The organism is Achromobacter sp. ACM04 (assembly GCF_014851465.1).
Classification (GTDB): domain Bacteria; phylum Pseudomonadota; class Gammaproteobacteria; order Burkholderiales; family Burkholderiaceae_B; genus Achromobacter; species Achromobacter aegrifaciens.
In genome coordinates, this window is sequence record NZ_JACUZS010000003.1 from 999,452 (window position 1) to 1,013,119 (window position 13,668).

Genomic DNA, 13,668 nt, shown 5'->3' on the forward strand with positions numbered 1-13,668 from the left:
ATCATTTCATGGCGCGGCCACGGCGCTGCGGCGGTCGAGCTTGCGGCTCAGGACGATGGAAGTCTGGGTCTGCTTGACCCCGTCGATCAGGCCGATGCGGTCCAGCAGTTCGTCCAGCTGTTCGTGGGTTTCGCATCGCAGGAAGATGAGGTAATCGTAGGGGCCGCTGACCGAGGAGACCTCCTCGACTTCGGGCATCTTCTCCAGTTCGCGTATGACCGCGGCGGGAGTCTTGGGCAGCACGCTGATGAAGCAATAGGCGCGCACCGCCGCTTCTTCCAGCAAGCGCCCCAGGCGCACGCCATAGCCCGCCACGATGTGCTCGCGTTCGAGCCGCGCAATGCGCGCCACCACCGTGGTACGGGCCAGGCCGAGCTTGCGCGCCAGGATGGCCGCGGGTTCGCGCGCATTGGCTTGCAGCAGGCTGAGCAGTTGCCGGTCGATGGCGTCGAGTCGTTCGTTCATACGGAAATGGGCGGCATGGAGCGAGAGGGCGCGAGTGCCGACGGTACAGGCCCGGGCCTGCCCGCGTCAATGCGCAGCCGGCCCTCGCACGCCAGCATGGCGCCGGGCGCTAGCCATCGGATTCGGGCGGAATGCCGCCTTGATAGATGCGCCCGTCGAACTCGAAGCGCGTGATGGTTTTGCGCGCGGCATCGAAGATGCGGTCGCGGCTGGCATCGTCCAGGCCGTCGTGGTCGGCGAAGCTGAAGCGGCACAGATCGATGTCGCTATCGTAGAAGGCCGAATGCACATAGCGGCTGACATCGGCCTCGTGCGCGAAATGCGCGAATTCGCGCAACTGCTCCATTTCGTGGAAGGAGCCGTTACGGCTGACCAGCAACATGCCGAACTTGCGCTCTTCGTCGGCGACGGGTTCCGGCGTAGGCAGGGCGTCGGGATGCCGGGTGTCCTGATAATCGAAACGCGCGCCCAGGTCATGCATGGCCGCCAGCACGCGTTGCCATTGCGCTTCGTCCAAGGTGAGGCGGGCCGCCACGTAGAACAGGCGCTGGCGGCCCAGCGAGCGCGGTTCGGGGCCGCCGATGAAACTGTGCCAGGGAATGGCTGCGTCGAGTCCGGCCAGCTCCGCCATGCGCGCGTCGCTGTATCCCAGCCGGTCCTGCAGGCGCCGCATGGACTGGGCGTCCGGCGCAACGTAGTTCTGGATCGTCTTCATCGGAGGCCTCCGGTTGCACCGGATGCTCGCGGGCGCGCAGCCCTGGAGACGGAGCCGGTGACGTGCGCCGCCGTGCCTCTGCGGCTACGCTTCATGCTAGCGCGGCGCGCAGGGCTTGCCTAGCATGGGCCGGCGTGGCGCCGTGCTAGGATTTGCGCCGACTTCAATGCCAGGAGGCTTACACATGGACATCCAGGAACAAATCGCCGTCATCGTGCATACCATTTCGCATCAAGGCGGCCGCATCGATGCGCTGAATTCGACCGTGCTGTCGATGCTGCATCTGGCCAAGGCTTCTCCCGGCCTGCGCGAGGCCATCGAAGCCCAGCTCGAACAGAACTATTCCAGCCTGCTGGCCCGCTCCGAGAATCCGCAGTACGTGGCCGGTTTCGAGAGCGTGCGCGACATGATTCTGGGCGCCTTGAAATAGGCTGGCTTGCGGGTCCAGGCTTGCGGGAGTTACCCACAACTTCTGTGGACAAGCCTTGGGATAGTGCGGGCATAGATGTTCATTTTCCTTTAATTACAAAGGCTTGCATGGGGCGGTCAAAGCTGGCTCCATTTGCTCGCTGCGGCAGCGTTTGCTGCACGCTGCCGCAGGTCACGCAAGCCGGGTAATATGCGGCCCCATGCGGAATCAGTATTCATTGGAATGCCGGGGCGGATCGATCGCGATGCGCGTCTCGGAAGCAGCAAAGCTGGCGGCGTTCGACCCCGGCAAACTTTCCCCCGAGGCGCGCCAGAGCTGGGAGCGCATGGGGCATGGCTTCAAGGCCTGGCACGACTTCGACCAGCGCCACCCCATCCTGCGCCGCCTGGCGCGCTTGCCCCTGGTGGGCCGCTGGTACCGCAACGCGCGGCGCCGTTATGTGCTGCGCGCCAGCGGCAAGCTGGTGGTCTGAGCGCAGTTATTTGCGGCGCCTGCCCAGCAGGTGATAAGCCAGCCAGATGAGCACGCCGATCGCGATGGCCACGGCCAGCTTGGTCTCGACGCCGTGCAGGCGTCCCAGCATGGATTCGATCGTCTGGCCGAACAGATAGCCCAGGGTGCTGAAGCACACCGCCCAGATGGCGGCGGCGATGGCGTTGAGCACCAGGAAGCGCAGCGGCGGCACATTCGACACGCCCAGCGCCACTGGCCCCACCGTGCGCAGGCCGTACAAGAAACGCAGGCTCAGGATGAAGCCGTGCGGATAGCGGTCCACCGCGGCCAAGGCCTTTTCGAAAGCGGGCTTCTCGCGGATGCGCCGGACATAGCGATGATCGCGATAGCGGCGGCCCAGCAGGAACAGGGCCTGGTCCGCAAGGAATGAACCGGCGAACGCGCACAGCACCACATAGGGCAGGTGCAGCAGGTGCTGGTGTGCGAGGAAGCCGGCGAAAACGACCACGCTTTCGCCTTCGAGCAGCGTGCCGGCCAGCACCGCCCACAGGCCGTAGTCGACGATGAACTGGTGCAGGGCGGGATTCATCTGGGCCGCTCGCCCACGATGCGCGCGAGCGTTTGCAGCGCAGCGGTGATCTCGGGCGTGGTGCGTTGTCCGCAGCTGATGCGCAGGAAATGGTTGTAGCGTGTGCCATTGGAGAACATGGCGCCCGGCGCGACCCGTATGCCTTGCCGGAGCGCGGCTTCGAACACGTCCATGCCCGAGCGTCCGTCGGGCATCTCCACCCAAAGCAGCATGCCGCCCTGCGGCACGCTCAGGCGGGTGCCGGAAGGGAAGTGCGCAGCGATGGTCTCGGCCGTCTGGTCGCGCTGCATCTTCAGGTGCCGGCGCAGGCGCGACAGATGGCGGTCGTAGGCGCGCGAGCCCATGAACTCGGCCACGGCAATTTGCGCCAATGGTTCGTTGGGCCGGCTCTGCGCGAACTTCAGCATGGCGATGCGGGTCTTCCAGCGGCCGCCCAGCAGCCAGCCCAGGCGCATGCCGGGCGCCAGCGTCTTGTGCATGGACGAACAATAGATGACGTTGCCGGTTGCGTCCCAGGACTTGGCGGCGGCCAGCGGCGTGTCGTCGTCCGTCAGCGCGCCGTAGGTGTCGTCTTCGATCAGGGGCACCTGCTGGCGTTCGCACAGCGCAACCAGCCGCGCCTTTTCCGCGTCGGGCATGACGCAGCCCAGCGGGTTCTGGAAATTGGGCACCACCACCACGGCGCGGATGTTGCCGTGGGTCTGGAACGCCAGGTCCAGCGCTTCGATCGACAGGCCGTGCTGCGGGCTGGTGGGAATCTCCAGCGCCCGCATGCCCAGGCTTTCCAGGATCTGCAGCAGGCCGAAGTAGGCGGGCGATTCGACCGCGATTGTGTCGCCTGGCCGCGCCACCGCGCGCAGCGCCAGGTTCAGCGCCTCGATGCAGCCATGCGTGACGATGACGTCGTCCGGCGTGGCGTTGATGCCGTTGGCCAGTGCGCGGCGGGCGAGCACGGTGCGCAGGTCCGGATGGCCCTGCGGCGGGACCGGGCTGACCAGCACCTGCGGCGACTGGCGCAGAGCGCGGATCATGGCCTGCTTAAGTTCTTCCAGCGGATAGGCTTCGGGCACTGCCGCGGCCAGGGCGAAGTTGGCGCTGACCGGATGCGCTTCGCACTTGGCCACGAAGTCCGAGACCCGATCGTGGATGCCTACGTATTGCGCCGCGCCCAGTGCCTGGCGGATGTCCGGCTCGTCCACGGGCGGGATGGTGTTGCGGCGGGGCTTGAGCACGAAGTAGCCCGAGCGGGGCCGCGCTTCGATCAGGCCGTCGTCTTCCAGCTGGCGGCAGGCCTGCAAGGCCGTGGACAGGCTGACGTGGTGGGTGCGCACTAGCGTGCGGACCGAGGGCATGCGCTGGGCGGGCGCCAGCACGCCGGTCTGGATGGCGCGCCGGTAATGGTTGGCCAGGCGTAGATAGAGCGGTTGCGGATCCATGCGCCGATCATGCTCCCCGAGGTTGGTGTGAGACTAGGCACAGATTTAAGCAAAGTACACCATAACAGCGACGAAATCGAGGATCTGCATCGGTACAGAAACCTCAGGGGTGTGACTGTTGCGCATAGCAGGGCGCGCGTAGTCTGTAGTTGTCCCACAGGAGACGACGATGATTGCGACTTACACCCCAGATGCCCAGGCCCGCCGCCTGGAACTTGCCGCCGGCGCCAGCCGGAAACTGGTCCTGCGCGCCGGCGCCACGCTGGTGTGCGTCAGCGGCAGCGTGCGGATCGAGGAACCCGTGAATGGCCCGGAAGCCGCGGGCGGACTGCCTCGCGCGGTATCGGTGCGCATTAATGCGGGTGAGGGGCATGGCCTGGGCTACGGCGGCGTGGCGCAGGTCACGGCCATCGGCCAGGCCGAGGTGATATGCCTGGACGTACCGGGCTATGCGCAGCTTTTTTTTCAGGCAGCGGCCGCATTTTTTCGGCTGGATTTGGCCAGAAGCCGAAAAAATTCCCTCGGTGCGCTGCACAAGATTTCAAAATGATGTATGATTCACACATCAGACGCGGGGTGGAGCAGTCTGGCAGCTCGTCGGGCTCATAACCCGAAGGTCGTAGGTTCAAATCCTGCCCCCGCAACCAGTTTCAAGCAGAAGAAAGCCGCGATATTCATCGCGGCTTTTTTTCGTCTTGCGGCAGGATTTCCCGCGCCGCTTGCTCTGCGTCAAACCTTTGTTCCAGTCCGGACTTTCCCTGGTGTTCACGGCCGCACAGGCCCGCAGCCCTGCGCTACCATGGGTCACGCGCGCTAGGTTGCCGCACTCGAGGAGGGTCCATGGGAACAGCAAAATACGATCATCCCGGCTATGTCGCCGATACGGGCGCTGACGGCAAGTACCACGTGGGCATCTGGTGCCCCCATGGCTATCCCGCCCATATCCATATCGGCAGGCCCGCCGAACGTGGCGATCCCCAGGCGATGCTGCGCCTGCGCATACCGGACGGGGTGTTCCAGTCCTTGCCCGACGATCCTGAAACCCTTTGCCGCCGTGCGCTGGGGCAGGCGCTGGGCGCGGGCCTGTTGCCGTCCGTCTCGGTGGATGGCGAATACCAGGAACTGCGTTTCCAGATCGACGCCGAACCCTGGTCCGGCCCGATGCAGTCGGCCGCCCACGCCTGAATCCTGGCCGCGAGCCCAGGTTGAATTACCCACAGCAACTGTGGACAAGCCTTGGGATAGCCTCTGCGCATTTCGGGTTTTCCCTGCCAGAACAATGACTTGGTAACGCCGGTCAATAAACGCCCCACTGGGGCGTTTATTGCTTCCCTCCTGCACGACGGTCCGGCTATGCGACAATCTTTTCCCTCCCTGGCGTGCCCGCCCCTGTTTTGCCATTCCCTCCCGGTCCGTTCCCCATGCTTAGTGCTACGCGTATCCATTCCTGCGGCCTGAAGGCGCCGACGCCATGAGTCCAGCTGTCGCGCGCGTCGCCGTCATCGGCGGCGGCCCCGCCGGTCTGATGGCCGCCGAGCGCCTGAGCGCGCAAGGCGTGCAGGTGGATGTGTTCGATGCGATGCCATCGGTCGGCCGCAAGTTCCTGATGGCGGGGCGGGGCGGCCTGAATCTGACCCACAGCGAGCCGGCCGAGCCGTTCCTGGCGCGTTACGGCGACCGCGCGTCCCATGTCGCGCCTTGGCTGCAGGCGCTGGACGCGGACGGATTGCGGGAATGGACCCACGGACTGGGCATCCAGACCTTCGTGGGTTCGTCCGGCCGGGTTTTTCCCCAGGAGATGAAGGCGGCGCCCCTGTTACGGGCCTGGCTGGCCAGGCTGCGCGCCGGCGGCGTGCGCCTGCACATGCGGCACCGCTGGCTGGGATGGCCGGCGGGTTCCCGGCCTGGCCCGGGCGCGCTGCGCTTTGATACGCCCGAGGGCGAGCAGTGCTACGCGGCTGACGCCGTGGTGCTGGCGCTGGGCGGAGGCAGCTGGGCCAAATTGGGATCGGATGGCGCCTGGGTCGACGGCCTGCAAGCGCACGGCGTTACGGTCGCGCCGCTACGGCCGGCCAATTGCGGATTCGACGTGGCGTGGTCGGATCATTTTCGCGAACGCTATGCGGGACAGCCCGTGAAATCCGTGGCCATGGCCTGCGAAACCGCAGCCGGCGTGGCTCCCGCCCGTCAGGGAGAGTTCGTCGTGTCGGAAACCGGCATAGAAGGCAGCCTGGTGTATGCCCTGTCCGCGCCGCTGCGCGACCGTATCGATGCCCAAGGCCATGCCGTCGCCATGCTGGATCTGGCTCCGGACTGGTCGCAGGAGAAAGTGATGGCTGCCGTGACGCACCCGCGCGGCTCGCGGTCAATGTCCAGCCATCTGCAAAGCCGGTTGGGGCTGACCGGGGTCAAGGCGGGGTTGCTGCGCGAATGCGCCTCGGCGGAAGATTTCCGCGCCCCCGAACTGCTGGGCCTGCGCATCAAGGCCTTGCCGCTGCGTCTGCTGCGTGCGCGGCCTATCGACGAAGCGATCAGCACCGCAGGCGGCGTGTCGTTCGCCGCGCTGGATTCCGGCCTGATGCTGCGCGAAATCCCAGGCGTGTTCTGCGCAGGGGAAATGCTGGATTGGGAGGCGCCGACAGGCGGCTATCTGCTGACGGCCTGCATGGCGAGCGGCGTGGCCGCCGCGGCCGGGGCGATTGAATTCTTGCGATCGGGTGGGCGCGGCCAGGCGGATGCCTGAAGCCGCATGAGCTCAGGAGCCCGAGGAATAGGGCGTCAGGCCCAGCGGCGCGCGCGGCGCCAGATCGCCGACGACGTGGCCCACGACGGGTTCGCCCCCTTCCGGCTGCGTGACGATGCCGATGACGCGGGTAATCGCGCTGGCCGGAATGTCCGTGCCGTGCGCGGGATCCTGCACCAGTTGCCAGATGGTGGCTTCTTCGGGGACTGCGGTCTGTTCGGTCAGGTCGGAGCTGTCCAGGCAGCTGCGGGCAAAGGCCGACCAGTCCGATGCGTTGCAAGGCAAGCCGTGAGCGGTGGCCAGGCGGGCCAGGGCCAGCGGCGCGTCTGCCTGGCTGGCCGCATGCTGGGCGGCGGCTCCCAGGGAGACATCCAGCGACAGCAGGCGCAGGAACTCTACGACGTTGTCGGTATTCTTCATTGTGCGGTCTCCTGTGGTGACTGTTCTGGTTATGGCCCTGAGCCTGCAGGCAAGCCGGGCGGCGTTTCAGGCCGGGCCTTGGCCCAGCATCGATACCAATGACTTTTTCAGGCGTGCCGAAAAAATCGGTACCGTATGGGACACCCCATCGCGGTCGACGCCCTCTTTGAGTTCGACCGATTGGCCGAGGAAAATATCCGGTGCGGCGCCAATTTCGTTGTAGCGGGCCAGCAATTCGTTCACGTTCTGCTGCGCGTCGGCGAGCGTGCTGCTTTCAGCCAGCTTGCCAGCGGCATGCGCCTGCAAAATGCGATGGAGATCGTCGATGAAGAGCGCCAAAGCCGCCTGCCCGCGGCACTGCGGCTGTTCCCAGCCCCAGCCCTGGTGGGCCGAGCCGGCGCTTTGCGATGTGTGTTTCTTGGTCATGTCCGCATCCTAATCGATTGGCGCTAAATGCGCGACAGGCGAACGCAAGCCTTTCCAACGGCGTTTGATCCCGGCTCAGCCTCCCATAGGGGAGCCGCCGCGAGCCGGTCCGGTCGATGCGCAAATGAGGGTCTTTGGGGTATGCTGGCTTCACTTTCCAAGCCCAGACAGGAGATGTCTATGAAGAACAAAGTCTTTCTCGTCATGTTGCTTTCGATCGCCGCGCTCTCGGCCGGTTGCAACACCGTAGCGGGGGCAGGCAAGGACATCCAGCGGGGCGGCGAGAAGATAGAGGGCGCCGCCACCAAGTAGGCCCGCGCCCTGCGCCGCAATCCGGCCTGGAAGCCGCGAGACATGCCTTGGCATCCCTCTCGCGGCTTTTTTGTTGGCGCGCTACGTAGGGAGGGGCTGCAAGCGGGAGGCGGTGCGAGGGCTTTCCCCCTGGCATAATTCGCGGAGTTGAATTCGATCGTGGGAAGTGTCATGCGCAAGTCTTTGTGGTTGGGAATGGCGTTTGCGGCCTTGTTGGCCGGCTGCGCGAGCAAAGGGGTCTACGAATCCGATGCCGTCGTCACGGAGACCTTCACCGTCAATACCAACTACGAAGCGGCTTTCCGCCGGGCCGGCGAGTACGTGCGCACCTGCCACGTGCAAGTGCAGCACGCCTATAACGTCGCCTATGCCTGGCGCCACGTGAAGGGCGAAAAGGGTGCGCCGGACGAAGTGCAGCTCTATAAGGTGACGGAACCCGCCAAGGTGCTGGAACTGATTGCCGCCGAAAGCGCCAGCCCCTCCACCGCCAAGGTAACCATCACGGTCTTGGGCGAAGGGCGTTGGGACGCTGCTGAAATCGCCGCTGCCCGCGCCTCCATCCAGAGCGCAACGCCGGTCTGCCGCAAGGGCGGCGAAGGCTGATCCATGGATGCCCGCGCCCAGCAGATCCGTGCTAGCGGCCTGTCGTTCTCGCTGCTGGCGGGGGCGTTCCGCTTCCTGGGCTGGCTCAATGGGGGCGCGGCGCTGGTCCTGACGGGGTTTTCGCTGGGCGTGGTCGGCGGCGATATCGCCGCGCCGGATCTGCAACTGCCGCTGGCGCTGCTGCTCGGCGGCCTGCTGGCCGCCTGCCTGGGAATTCTGTTTGCCTACCTGGCGCAGGTCAGCCTGTTGCGCCAGGGCTACACCGGACATCTGACGCGTGCCCACTGGCCCGCGCAGCTTTTGGCCATGGTTTGTTATCTGATCAGTGCGCTTGCCTTCTGCGCCGCCTGCTGGCTGGCGGCTGGACAGGCGGTCACGGATGCGCCTCAGACGACGACCGCCTATGCGAGGCGGTAGTTGCGGGTAAACCCGTGTGCGCAAAAGTGTTGGACTTGAATTTGCGTTGAGAATAATATGCGCAGTGCGTATATAAATCTCCTGTTCGGGGCCCGTCATGACCATTTCCCAGCAAGCCTTCCTGCGCGACGCCATGCGGCGCCTGAATCTCACCCGCGACGTGTTCGCGACCCGCATCGGCGTCAAACGCCGGGCGCTTGATACCTGGTTGCTGCCCGAGGGCTCGCAGGAATTCCGCGCCATGCCGGAAGTGGTGCAGCGCTTCGTGAGCGAAATCGTCCAGAACGGTGTTTTGCTGGAAAAATATACGCAAAGCGTACAAGAAGGTCCGCTGCGTGACCGCATCGCCGTGGAAGGCAAGCACCAGCTGCTGTCGGTGGACCAGTTCACCCGTGAATCGGTCGAGGACCTGTTCCGCGTGGCCGACATGATGCAGCCCATCGCCCGCCGCCAGAAAGTGTCGCGCGTGCTGGAAGGCGCGGTGCTGGGCAACCTGTTCTTCGAGGCCAGCACCCGTACCCGCGTGAGCTTCGGTTCGGCATTCTGCCGCCTGGGCGGCTCGGTCTGCGACACCACCGGCTTCACGTTCTCGTCCATGGCCAAGGGCGAGTCGATCTACGACACCAGCCGCGTCATGAGCGGCTACGTCGACGCCATGGTCATCCGCCATCCGGACCAGGGTTCGGTCGCGGAATTCGCGCGCGCCACCAACATCCCCGTGGTCAACGGCGGCGACGGCCCGGGCGAACACCCTAGCCAGGCCCTGCTGGACCTGTACACGATCCTGACCGAGTTCTCGCGCCTGGGCAAACTGCTGGACGGCGCGCACATCGCCATGGTCGGCGACCTGAAGTACGGCCGCACCGTGCACTCGCTCATCAAGCTGATGGCGCTTTACAAGAACGTGAAGTTCTCGCTGGTGTCGCCCAAGGGCCTGGAAATGCCGGCCTACATCATCGAGCAGGCCAGCCGCAACGGCAACATCATCGAGCAGAAGAGCACGCTGGCCGAAGGCCTGGCCGGCGCCGACGTGATCTACGCGACGCGCGTGCAGAAAGAGCGCTTCGCCAACGAAGAAAACGAAGGCTACACGCCGGATTTCCAGATCAGCCGCGCCATCATCGACGCCTACTGCGGCCCCGATACCATCGTGATGCACCCGCTGCCGCGCGACAGCCGTCCCGGCGCCAACGACCTGAGCGTGGACCTGAACCACGATCCGCGCCTGGCCATCTTCCGCCAGACCGATAACGGCATTCCCATCCGCATGGCGATCTTCGCAGTGCTGCTGGGCGTGGAGGGCCTGGTGCAGCACTCCTTGCGCGACGTGACCTGGCAGCATCCGTCGCACGTGGGTCCGGACGATTCCGCTTTCCACGGACTCGAATAAGCGCGCGGCGCCGGGTCGAATACCCCTTGGACTCCAGCCGCTACGCGGCCTGGAGCCGGGGTTTTCAAGCATAATCCGCGCTGGCTTTTTCTGTCGCGTGTCGTTTCCGGACACGCCGTAGGGCCTACGGACGGATTATCTATGTCTACTAGCAGTGTTGGCGTCGCGCCATCTTCCGATCGGCACGCCGGCGCATCCGGCCAGGCGTGCTACCTGAGCGCATCCGACGAGCAGGCCTGGATAGCGGTCTACCAGTCGGTTGACGCCTATACGCGCGGGCAGGTCGCCGCAGTGGTGGGCGACAGCCTGTCCGCCCTGGTCGACGCCTTTTATTCCACGCTGCTGGCCGACGCCGAAGCCGGCCCCCGCCTGTCCCACGACATCGTATCCAGCCGTTTGCACGCGGGCATGACCCGCTGGCTCAAGGGGCTGCTGTGCGTGCGCGACCAGGGCGACATCGCCGTCCTGATGGCTACGCAGAAAAAAGTGGGCGAGGTGCACGCCCGCGTCCACATTCCGATCCATCTGGTGATGGCGGGCGCCCGCATCCTGAAGAACGAGATCGCGCTGCGCCTGCGCGCCAGCGACCTGGACGGCATGGCCGCATCGGTCGCCACCCAGTACGTGTGCAATCTGTTCGACCTGGCGGTCGAGCAGATGAGCCGCGCCTTCATGCGCGACATCAGCCGCGGCGCCCGCAACGACGAGGCCTATCGCCTTTTCGCCCTGGGCCAGAACATTTCCACGGAACGCGAACGCCAGCGCGCCGCCTTGCTGGAATGGAGCCAGGCGGTGCTGATCGGCTTGCATTACCGTGCGCCAGGGCAAAGCCTGCCGCGGCTGGCGGCCTCGGAATTCGGGCTGTGGCTGCAGCACAAGGGCGGGGCGATGTTCGAAAGCGCTCCGGGCCTGCAGCAGATCACGGACGCCGTCGCGCAGTTGGACTCGGTAGTGCTGCCCCAATTGATGCGGGGCGAAGAACAGGGGCTCGCCGCCTCGATGCCGGACCACGTGCGCGAATTGCAGGAACTGGTGGCGCGCATCAAGCATCTGCTCAACGGCCTGTTCGACATGGTGGCCGAGATCGAGAGCGGCAGCGATCCGCTGACCAATGTGCTGAACCGGCGCTTCCTGCCCTCGGTGGTCGGGCGCGAAATCTCGATCGCGCGGCGCCAGCGCAGCGCATTCTCCGTCCTGTTGCTGGACATCGACCATTTCAAGGCCATCAACGACCAGCACGGCCATTCGGGCGGCGACCAGGTGTTGCGCCAGTTTGCGGAAGTGCTGCACCAATCGTGCCGCTCCAGCGATTTCGTGTTCCGCTACGGCGGCGAGGAATTCCTCGTGGTGCTGGTGGATGCGCAGCAGGAGGCCGCGCTGGCGACGGCCGAGAAGCTGGGCGCGGAGATCCGCCGCCATGTGTTCAACATCCCCGAGGCGGGGCCGCTGCATATCACGGCCAGCATCGGCGTGGCGACCTTCGACGGCCACCCGGACTATGCCTATCTGATCGACCGCGCCGACCAGGCGCTCTACCAGGCCAAGCAGGCCGGCCGCGACCGCGCCGTGGCGGCCTGAGGCCCGGCGCGCGCATGAAAAAGGCCGCCCGGTCAGGGGCGGCCCGCGGTTTGCCTGGCGCCATGGCGCCCGCGGCTTACACCTTCTTTTCGCCGCCGAGCGCGTCGACCAGTTCGGCCATCATCTTGGCCAATTCGCCCGTCATCAGCATCATGTCGGAATCGAACTTCTCGTCGTCGTTGGCGGCCACGCCTTCGTTGCCTTCCTTCAGCACGTCCAGGGGCGCGACGCGCTTGACGTCCAGGCCTTCGGTCAGCACGAACGAAATGCGGTCGGCCCAGGTCATGGCCAGGCGGGTGCACTGCTTGCCCGACTGGATATGGCGGCGCACGTCATCGGCGTCGATCGAATGCTTGACGTAGCGGATCGCTGCGCCGCTTTCGCCCGACGAACGCAGCTCGGTGTCCTGGTCGATCGAGAAGTTGGCCGGAGCCTCGTCCTCGGCCAGCCAGCCGGTCATGGCCGAAGCCGGCGACTGCGCCACGTACAGGTTTTCGAGCGGGAACGGATCCACGCACTTGGCCAGGAGGCCGATGACTTCGTCGGCCTTGGCCGAGGCGGCCGCGTCGATCACCAGCCAATGGTTCTGCGGATCGATCCAGACGCGCGTGTCGCGGTACACGCTGAAGGCGCGCGGCAGGAGCTCGTCGGTGACGCGTTCCTTGATTTCCTTCATTTGCTTGCGGCCCGGCTTGTAGCCTTGCTGCTCTTCGATTTCCTGGGCGCGGGCCTTGGCGACCTGGTTCACCACGGTGCCAGGCAGCAGCTTCTTTTCGGCGCGCAGGCTCAGCAGGATCTGGCCGTTGACCACATGCGCCAGGCCGCCGTTCTCGCGCGGAGGAACCCAGCCCAGGCTTTGCATTTCGAGGTTGTTGCCGCTTTGGTAGGCATGCCGCGCGAGCGTTTCTTCAAGCTGGTCGCCGACCAGCGTCCACGGCGAGGAGAGGCGATAAATCTTGAGATTCTTGAACCACATGAGCGTCGGCCAAAAGGGTTGATTCTATACGACCCGGCCGCTTTGCCGAAGTGCGGCAATACCGCAGCGTGACGCGACACCTTCTGTCACTGACAGCGGCGGGCCGATGCGCTACTGTCCGCGCAGCAAGTCGAACTGGAGATAAAAAATGAAGATCATCGGCGCCATTCTGATCGGCCTGGGTATCGCCGCCCTGGCCTACAAGGGCTTCAACTACAAGTCCGAGGAGACCGTGCTGCAGATCGGTTCGGTGAAGGCCACCGCCGAGACCGAGAAGTCGGTGGCGATTCCGGCCTGGGCCGGCATTGCGGCCATCGTAGCCGGCGTGGTGGCGATCGGCGTCGGCATGCGCCGCTGACTGCGGGCTGTCTGCAAGATCCGCCGATGGCGACCGCAGGGTCGCCATTTTTGCGCGCGCAGGCAAAAAAAAGCGGCCCGGCTCATTGAGGGCCGGGCCGGTACGGGAGCACGCAATACCGCGTCATAAAAGGCTCGCGGGGAACGCGGTATCGGTGTCAGAACACTGGCCCTGCAATCGGCCGACAGGGGGATCAATCGTCGGTCAATCTGGCGCAAGGCCGTAATCTGAGCGCCCAGTCTAATGGCGCGGGTCTGACATGGTCCTGAAAGTGCGGACTCAATTGCGATGGAGCGACATAGGCGAATTCGGACCGGGCCTATCGTCGGCGACCTTGGTCTGGGACTGGGCTGATTT

General features: G+C 65.3%; 18 protein-coding genes and 1 tRNA gene. 12 read left to right on the forward strand and 7 right to left on the reverse strand.

Annotated features, from left to right (window positions below):
• Positions 1-6: 6 nt before the first annotated feature.
• On the reverse strand, positions 7-465 hold the full coding sequence (locus IB259_RS20930) for an Lrp/AsnC family transcriptional regulator (protein WP_054451034.1): 459 nt from the start codon (positions 463-465) through the stop codon (positions 7-9).
• 109 nt (positions 466-574) lie between these two features.
• The gene (locus IB259_RS20935) at positions 575-1,180 is read right to left on the reverse strand and encodes a hypothetical protein (RefSeq protein WP_192330038.1); all 606 of its coding nucleotides are present in this window, start codon (positions 1,178-1,180) and stop codon (positions 575-577) included.
• 184 nt (positions 1,181-1,364) lie between these two features.
• Here IB259_RS20935 and IB259_RS20940 point away from each other — a divergent pair, with 184 nt between their 5' ends.
• Both IB259_RS20940 and IB259_RS20945 read left to right on the forward strand, forming a co-directional pair.
• A complete protein-coding gene (locus IB259_RS20940) occupies positions 1,365-1,610 on the forward strand; it encodes a hypothetical protein (RefSeq protein ID WP_054451036.1) in 246 nt (81 codons plus the stop codon).
• Between the two features lie 244 nt (positions 1,611-1,854).
• Complete coding sequence (locus IB259_RS20945; protein ID WP_223283424.1) at positions 1,855-2,082, forward strand: hypothetical protein; 228 nt, start codon at positions 1,855-1,857, stop codon at positions 2,080-2,082.
• Between the two features lie 6 nt (positions 2,083-2,088).
• Here the strand turns inward: IB259_RS20945 and IB259_RS20950 are convergent, their stop codons facing one another.
• Together IB259_RS20950 and IB259_RS20955 are read right to left on the reverse strand one after the other, a co-directional pair.
• Positions 2,089-2,652: a DedA family protein gene (locus tag IB259_RS20950; protein WP_054451038.1), complete on the reverse strand. Its 564-nt coding sequence runs from the start codon at positions 2,650-2,652 to the stop codon at positions 2,089-2,091.
• On the reverse strand, positions 2,649-4,088 hold the full coding sequence (locus IB259_RS20955; RefSeq protein ID WP_192330040.1) for a PLP-dependent aminotransferase family protein: 1,440 nt from the start codon (positions 4,086-4,088) through the stop codon (positions 2,649-2,651). Before IB259_RS20955 ends, IB259_RS20950 begins: the two co-directional genes overlap by 4 nt.
• Positions 4,089-4,257: 169 nt before the next feature.
• Here IB259_RS20955 and IB259_RS20960 point away from each other — a divergent pair, with 169 nt between their 5' ends.
• The 4 genes from IB259_RS20960 to IB259_RS20975 all read left to right on the forward strand — a co-directional run bounded on the left by IB259_RS20960 (position 4,258) and on the right by IB259_RS20975 (position 6,831).
• Entirely contained in the window at positions 4,258-4,638 is a 381-nt protein-coding gene (locus tag IB259_RS20960) for a hypothetical protein (RefSeq protein ID WP_192330042.1), read from the forward strand.
• Between the two features lie 20 nt (positions 4,639-4,658).
• A tRNA-Met gene (locus IB259_RS20965) sits at positions 4,659-4,735 on the forward strand.
• 193 nt (positions 4,736-4,928) lie between these two features.
• Positions 4,929-5,273, forward strand: coding sequence for a hypothetical protein (locus IB259_RS20970; RefSeq protein ID WP_054451041.1), 345 nt, complete (start codon positions 4,929-4,931; stop codon positions 5,271-5,273).
• 286 nt (positions 5,274-5,559) lie between these two features.
• Positions 5,560-6,831 carry a TIGR03862 family flavoprotein gene (locus tag IB259_RS20975; RefSeq protein ID WP_175181704.1) on the forward strand — a complete coding sequence of 424 codons (1,272 nt, stop codon included), beginning with the start codon at positions 5,560-5,562 and terminating at the stop codon, positions 6,829-6,831.
• Positions 6,832-6,843: 12 nt separating this feature from the next.
• Here IB259_RS20975 and IB259_RS20980 read toward each other — a convergent pair whose 3' ends face one another.
• Both IB259_RS20980 and IB259_RS20985 read right to left on the reverse strand, forming a co-directional pair.
• Positions 6,844-7,251 carry a hypothetical protein gene (locus IB259_RS20980; protein WP_192330044.1) on the reverse strand — a complete coding sequence of 136 codons (408 nt, stop codon included), beginning with the start codon at positions 7,249-7,251 and terminating at the stop codon, positions 6,844-6,846.
• Positions 7,252-7,317: 66 nt separating this feature from the next.
• Positions 7,318-7,677, reverse strand: a complete 360-nt coding sequence (locus IB259_RS20985) for a hypothetical protein (RefSeq protein ID WP_054451044.1) — start codon at positions 7,675-7,677, stop codon at positions 7,318-7,320.
• A gap of 180 nt (positions 7,678-7,857) precedes the next feature.
• Here IB259_RS20985 and IB259_RS20990 point away from each other — a divergent pair, with 180 nt between their 5' ends.
• From IB259_RS20990 to IB259_RS21010, 5 genes are all read left to right on the forward strand, one after another.
• Positions 7,858-7,989: an entericidin A/B family lipoprotein gene (locus IB259_RS20990; RefSeq protein ID WP_042792633.1), complete on the forward strand. Its 132-nt coding sequence runs from the start codon at positions 7,858-7,860 to the stop codon at positions 7,987-7,989.
• A 171-nt stretch (positions 7,990-8,160) separates the two neighbouring features.
• The gene (locus IB259_RS20995) at positions 8,161-8,592 is read left to right on the forward strand and encodes a BPTD_2524 family lipoprotein (protein WP_054451045.1); all 432 of its coding nucleotides are present in this window, start codon (positions 8,161-8,163) and stop codon (positions 8,590-8,592) included.
• Positions 8,593-8,595: 3 nt separating this feature from the next.
• Positions 8,596-9,009, forward strand: coding sequence for a hypothetical protein (locus IB259_RS21000; protein WP_054451046.1), 414 nt, complete (start codon positions 8,596-8,598; stop codon positions 9,007-9,009).
• A 97-nt stretch (positions 9,010-9,106) separates the two neighbouring features.
• Entirely contained in the window at positions 9,107-10,399 is a 1,293-nt protein-coding gene (locus tag IB259_RS21005; protein WP_054451047.1) for an aspartate carbamoyltransferase, read from the forward strand.
• 141 nt (positions 10,400-10,540) lie between these two features.
• Positions 10,541-11,977 carry a diguanylate cyclase gene (locus IB259_RS21010; protein WP_119450549.1) on the forward strand — a complete coding sequence of 479 codons (1,437 nt, stop codon included), beginning with the start codon at positions 10,541-10,543 and terminating at the stop codon, positions 11,975-11,977.
• A gap of 76 nt (positions 11,978-12,053) precedes the next feature.
• On the opposite strand, the gene IB259_RS21015 is transcribed toward IB259_RS21010, so the two are convergent.
• Complete coding sequence (locus IB259_RS21015) at positions 12,054-12,953, reverse strand: recombination-associated protein RdgC (protein WP_054451049.1); 900 nt, start codon at positions 12,951-12,953, stop codon at positions 12,054-12,056.
• Between the two features lie 148 nt (positions 12,954-13,101).
• On the opposite strand from IB259_RS21015, the gene IB259_RS21020 reads away from it, so the two are divergent.
• Complete coding sequence (locus IB259_RS21020; protein WP_054451050.1) at positions 13,102-13,311, forward strand: hypothetical protein; 210 nt, start codon at positions 13,102-13,104, stop codon at positions 13,309-13,311.
• Positions 13,312-13,668 lie beyond the last annotated feature (357 nt).

Bases quoted from the DNA above. Each gene is read 5' to 3' on its own strand.
- IB259_RS20950 (WP_054451038.1), bottom strand. From the start codon at position 2,652: ATGAATCCCGCCCTGCACCAGTTCATCGTCGACTACGGCCTGTGGGCG.
- IB259_RS20960 (WP_192330042.1), top strand. From the start codon at position 4,258: ATGATTGCGACTTACACCCCAGATGCCCAGGCCCGCCGCCTGGAACTT.
- IB259_RS20995 (WP_054451045.1), top strand. From the start codon at position 8,161: ATGCGCAAGTCTTTGTGGTTGGGAATGGCGTTTGCGGCCTTGTTGGCC.
- IB259_RS20935 (WP_192330038.1), bottom strand. From the start codon at position 1,180: ATGAAGACGATCCAGAACTACGTTGCGCCGGACGCCCAGTCCATGCGG.
- IB259_RS21020 (WP_054451050.1), top strand. From the start codon at position 13,102: ATGAAGATCATCGGCGCCATTCTGATCGGCCTGGGTATCGCCGCCCTG.
- IB259_RS20980 (WP_192330044.1), bottom strand. From the start codon at position 7,251: ATGAAGAATACCGACAACGTCGTAGAGTTCCTGCGCCTGCTGTCGCTG.
- IB259_RS20945 (WP_223283424.1), top strand. From the start codon at position 1,855: ATGCGCGTCTCGGAAGCAGCAAAGCTGGCGGCGTTCGACCCCGGCAAA.
- IB259_RS20990 (WP_042792633.1), top strand. From the start codon at position 7,858: ATGAAGAACAAAGTCTTTCTCGTCATGTTGCTTTCGATCGCCGCGCTC.
- IB259_RS20975 (WP_175181704.1), top strand. From the start codon at position 5,560: ATGAGTCCAGCTGTCGCGCGCGTCGCCGTCATCGGCGGCGGCCCCGCC.
- IB259_RS21005 (WP_054451047.1), top strand. From the start codon at position 9,107: ATGACCATTTCCCAGCAAGCCTTCCTGCGCGACGCCATGCGGCGCCTG.
- IB259_RS21015 (WP_054451049.1), bottom strand. From the start codon at position 12,953: ATGTGGTTCAAGAATCTCAAGATTTATCGCCTCTCCTCGCCGTGGACG.
- IB259_RS20970 (WP_054451041.1), top strand. From the start codon at position 4,929: ATGGGAACAGCAAAATACGATCATCCCGGCTATGTCGCCGATACGGGC.
- IB259_RS20940 (WP_054451036.1), top strand. From the start codon at position 1,365: ATGGACATCCAGGAACAAATCGCCGTCATCGTGCATACCATTTCGCAT.
- IB259_RS21000 (WP_054451046.1), top strand. From the start codon at position 8,596: ATGGATGCCCGCGCCCAGCAGATCCGTGCTAGCGGCCTGTCGTTCTCG.
- IB259_RS20985 (WP_054451044.1), bottom strand. From the start codon at position 7,677: ATGACCAAGAAACACACATCGCAAAGCGCCGGCTCGGCCCACCAGGGC.
- IB259_RS20930 (WP_054451034.1), bottom strand. From the start codon at position 465: ATGAACGAACGACTCGACGCCATCGACCGGCAACTGCTCAGCCTGCTG.
- IB259_RS20955 (WP_192330040.1), bottom strand. From the start codon at position 4,088: ATGGATCCGCAACCGCTCTATCTACGCCTGGCCAACCATTACCGGCGC.
- IB259_RS21010 (WP_119450549.1), top strand. From the start codon at position 10,541: ATGTCTACTAGCAGTGTTGGCGTCGCGCCATCTTCCGATCGGCACGCC.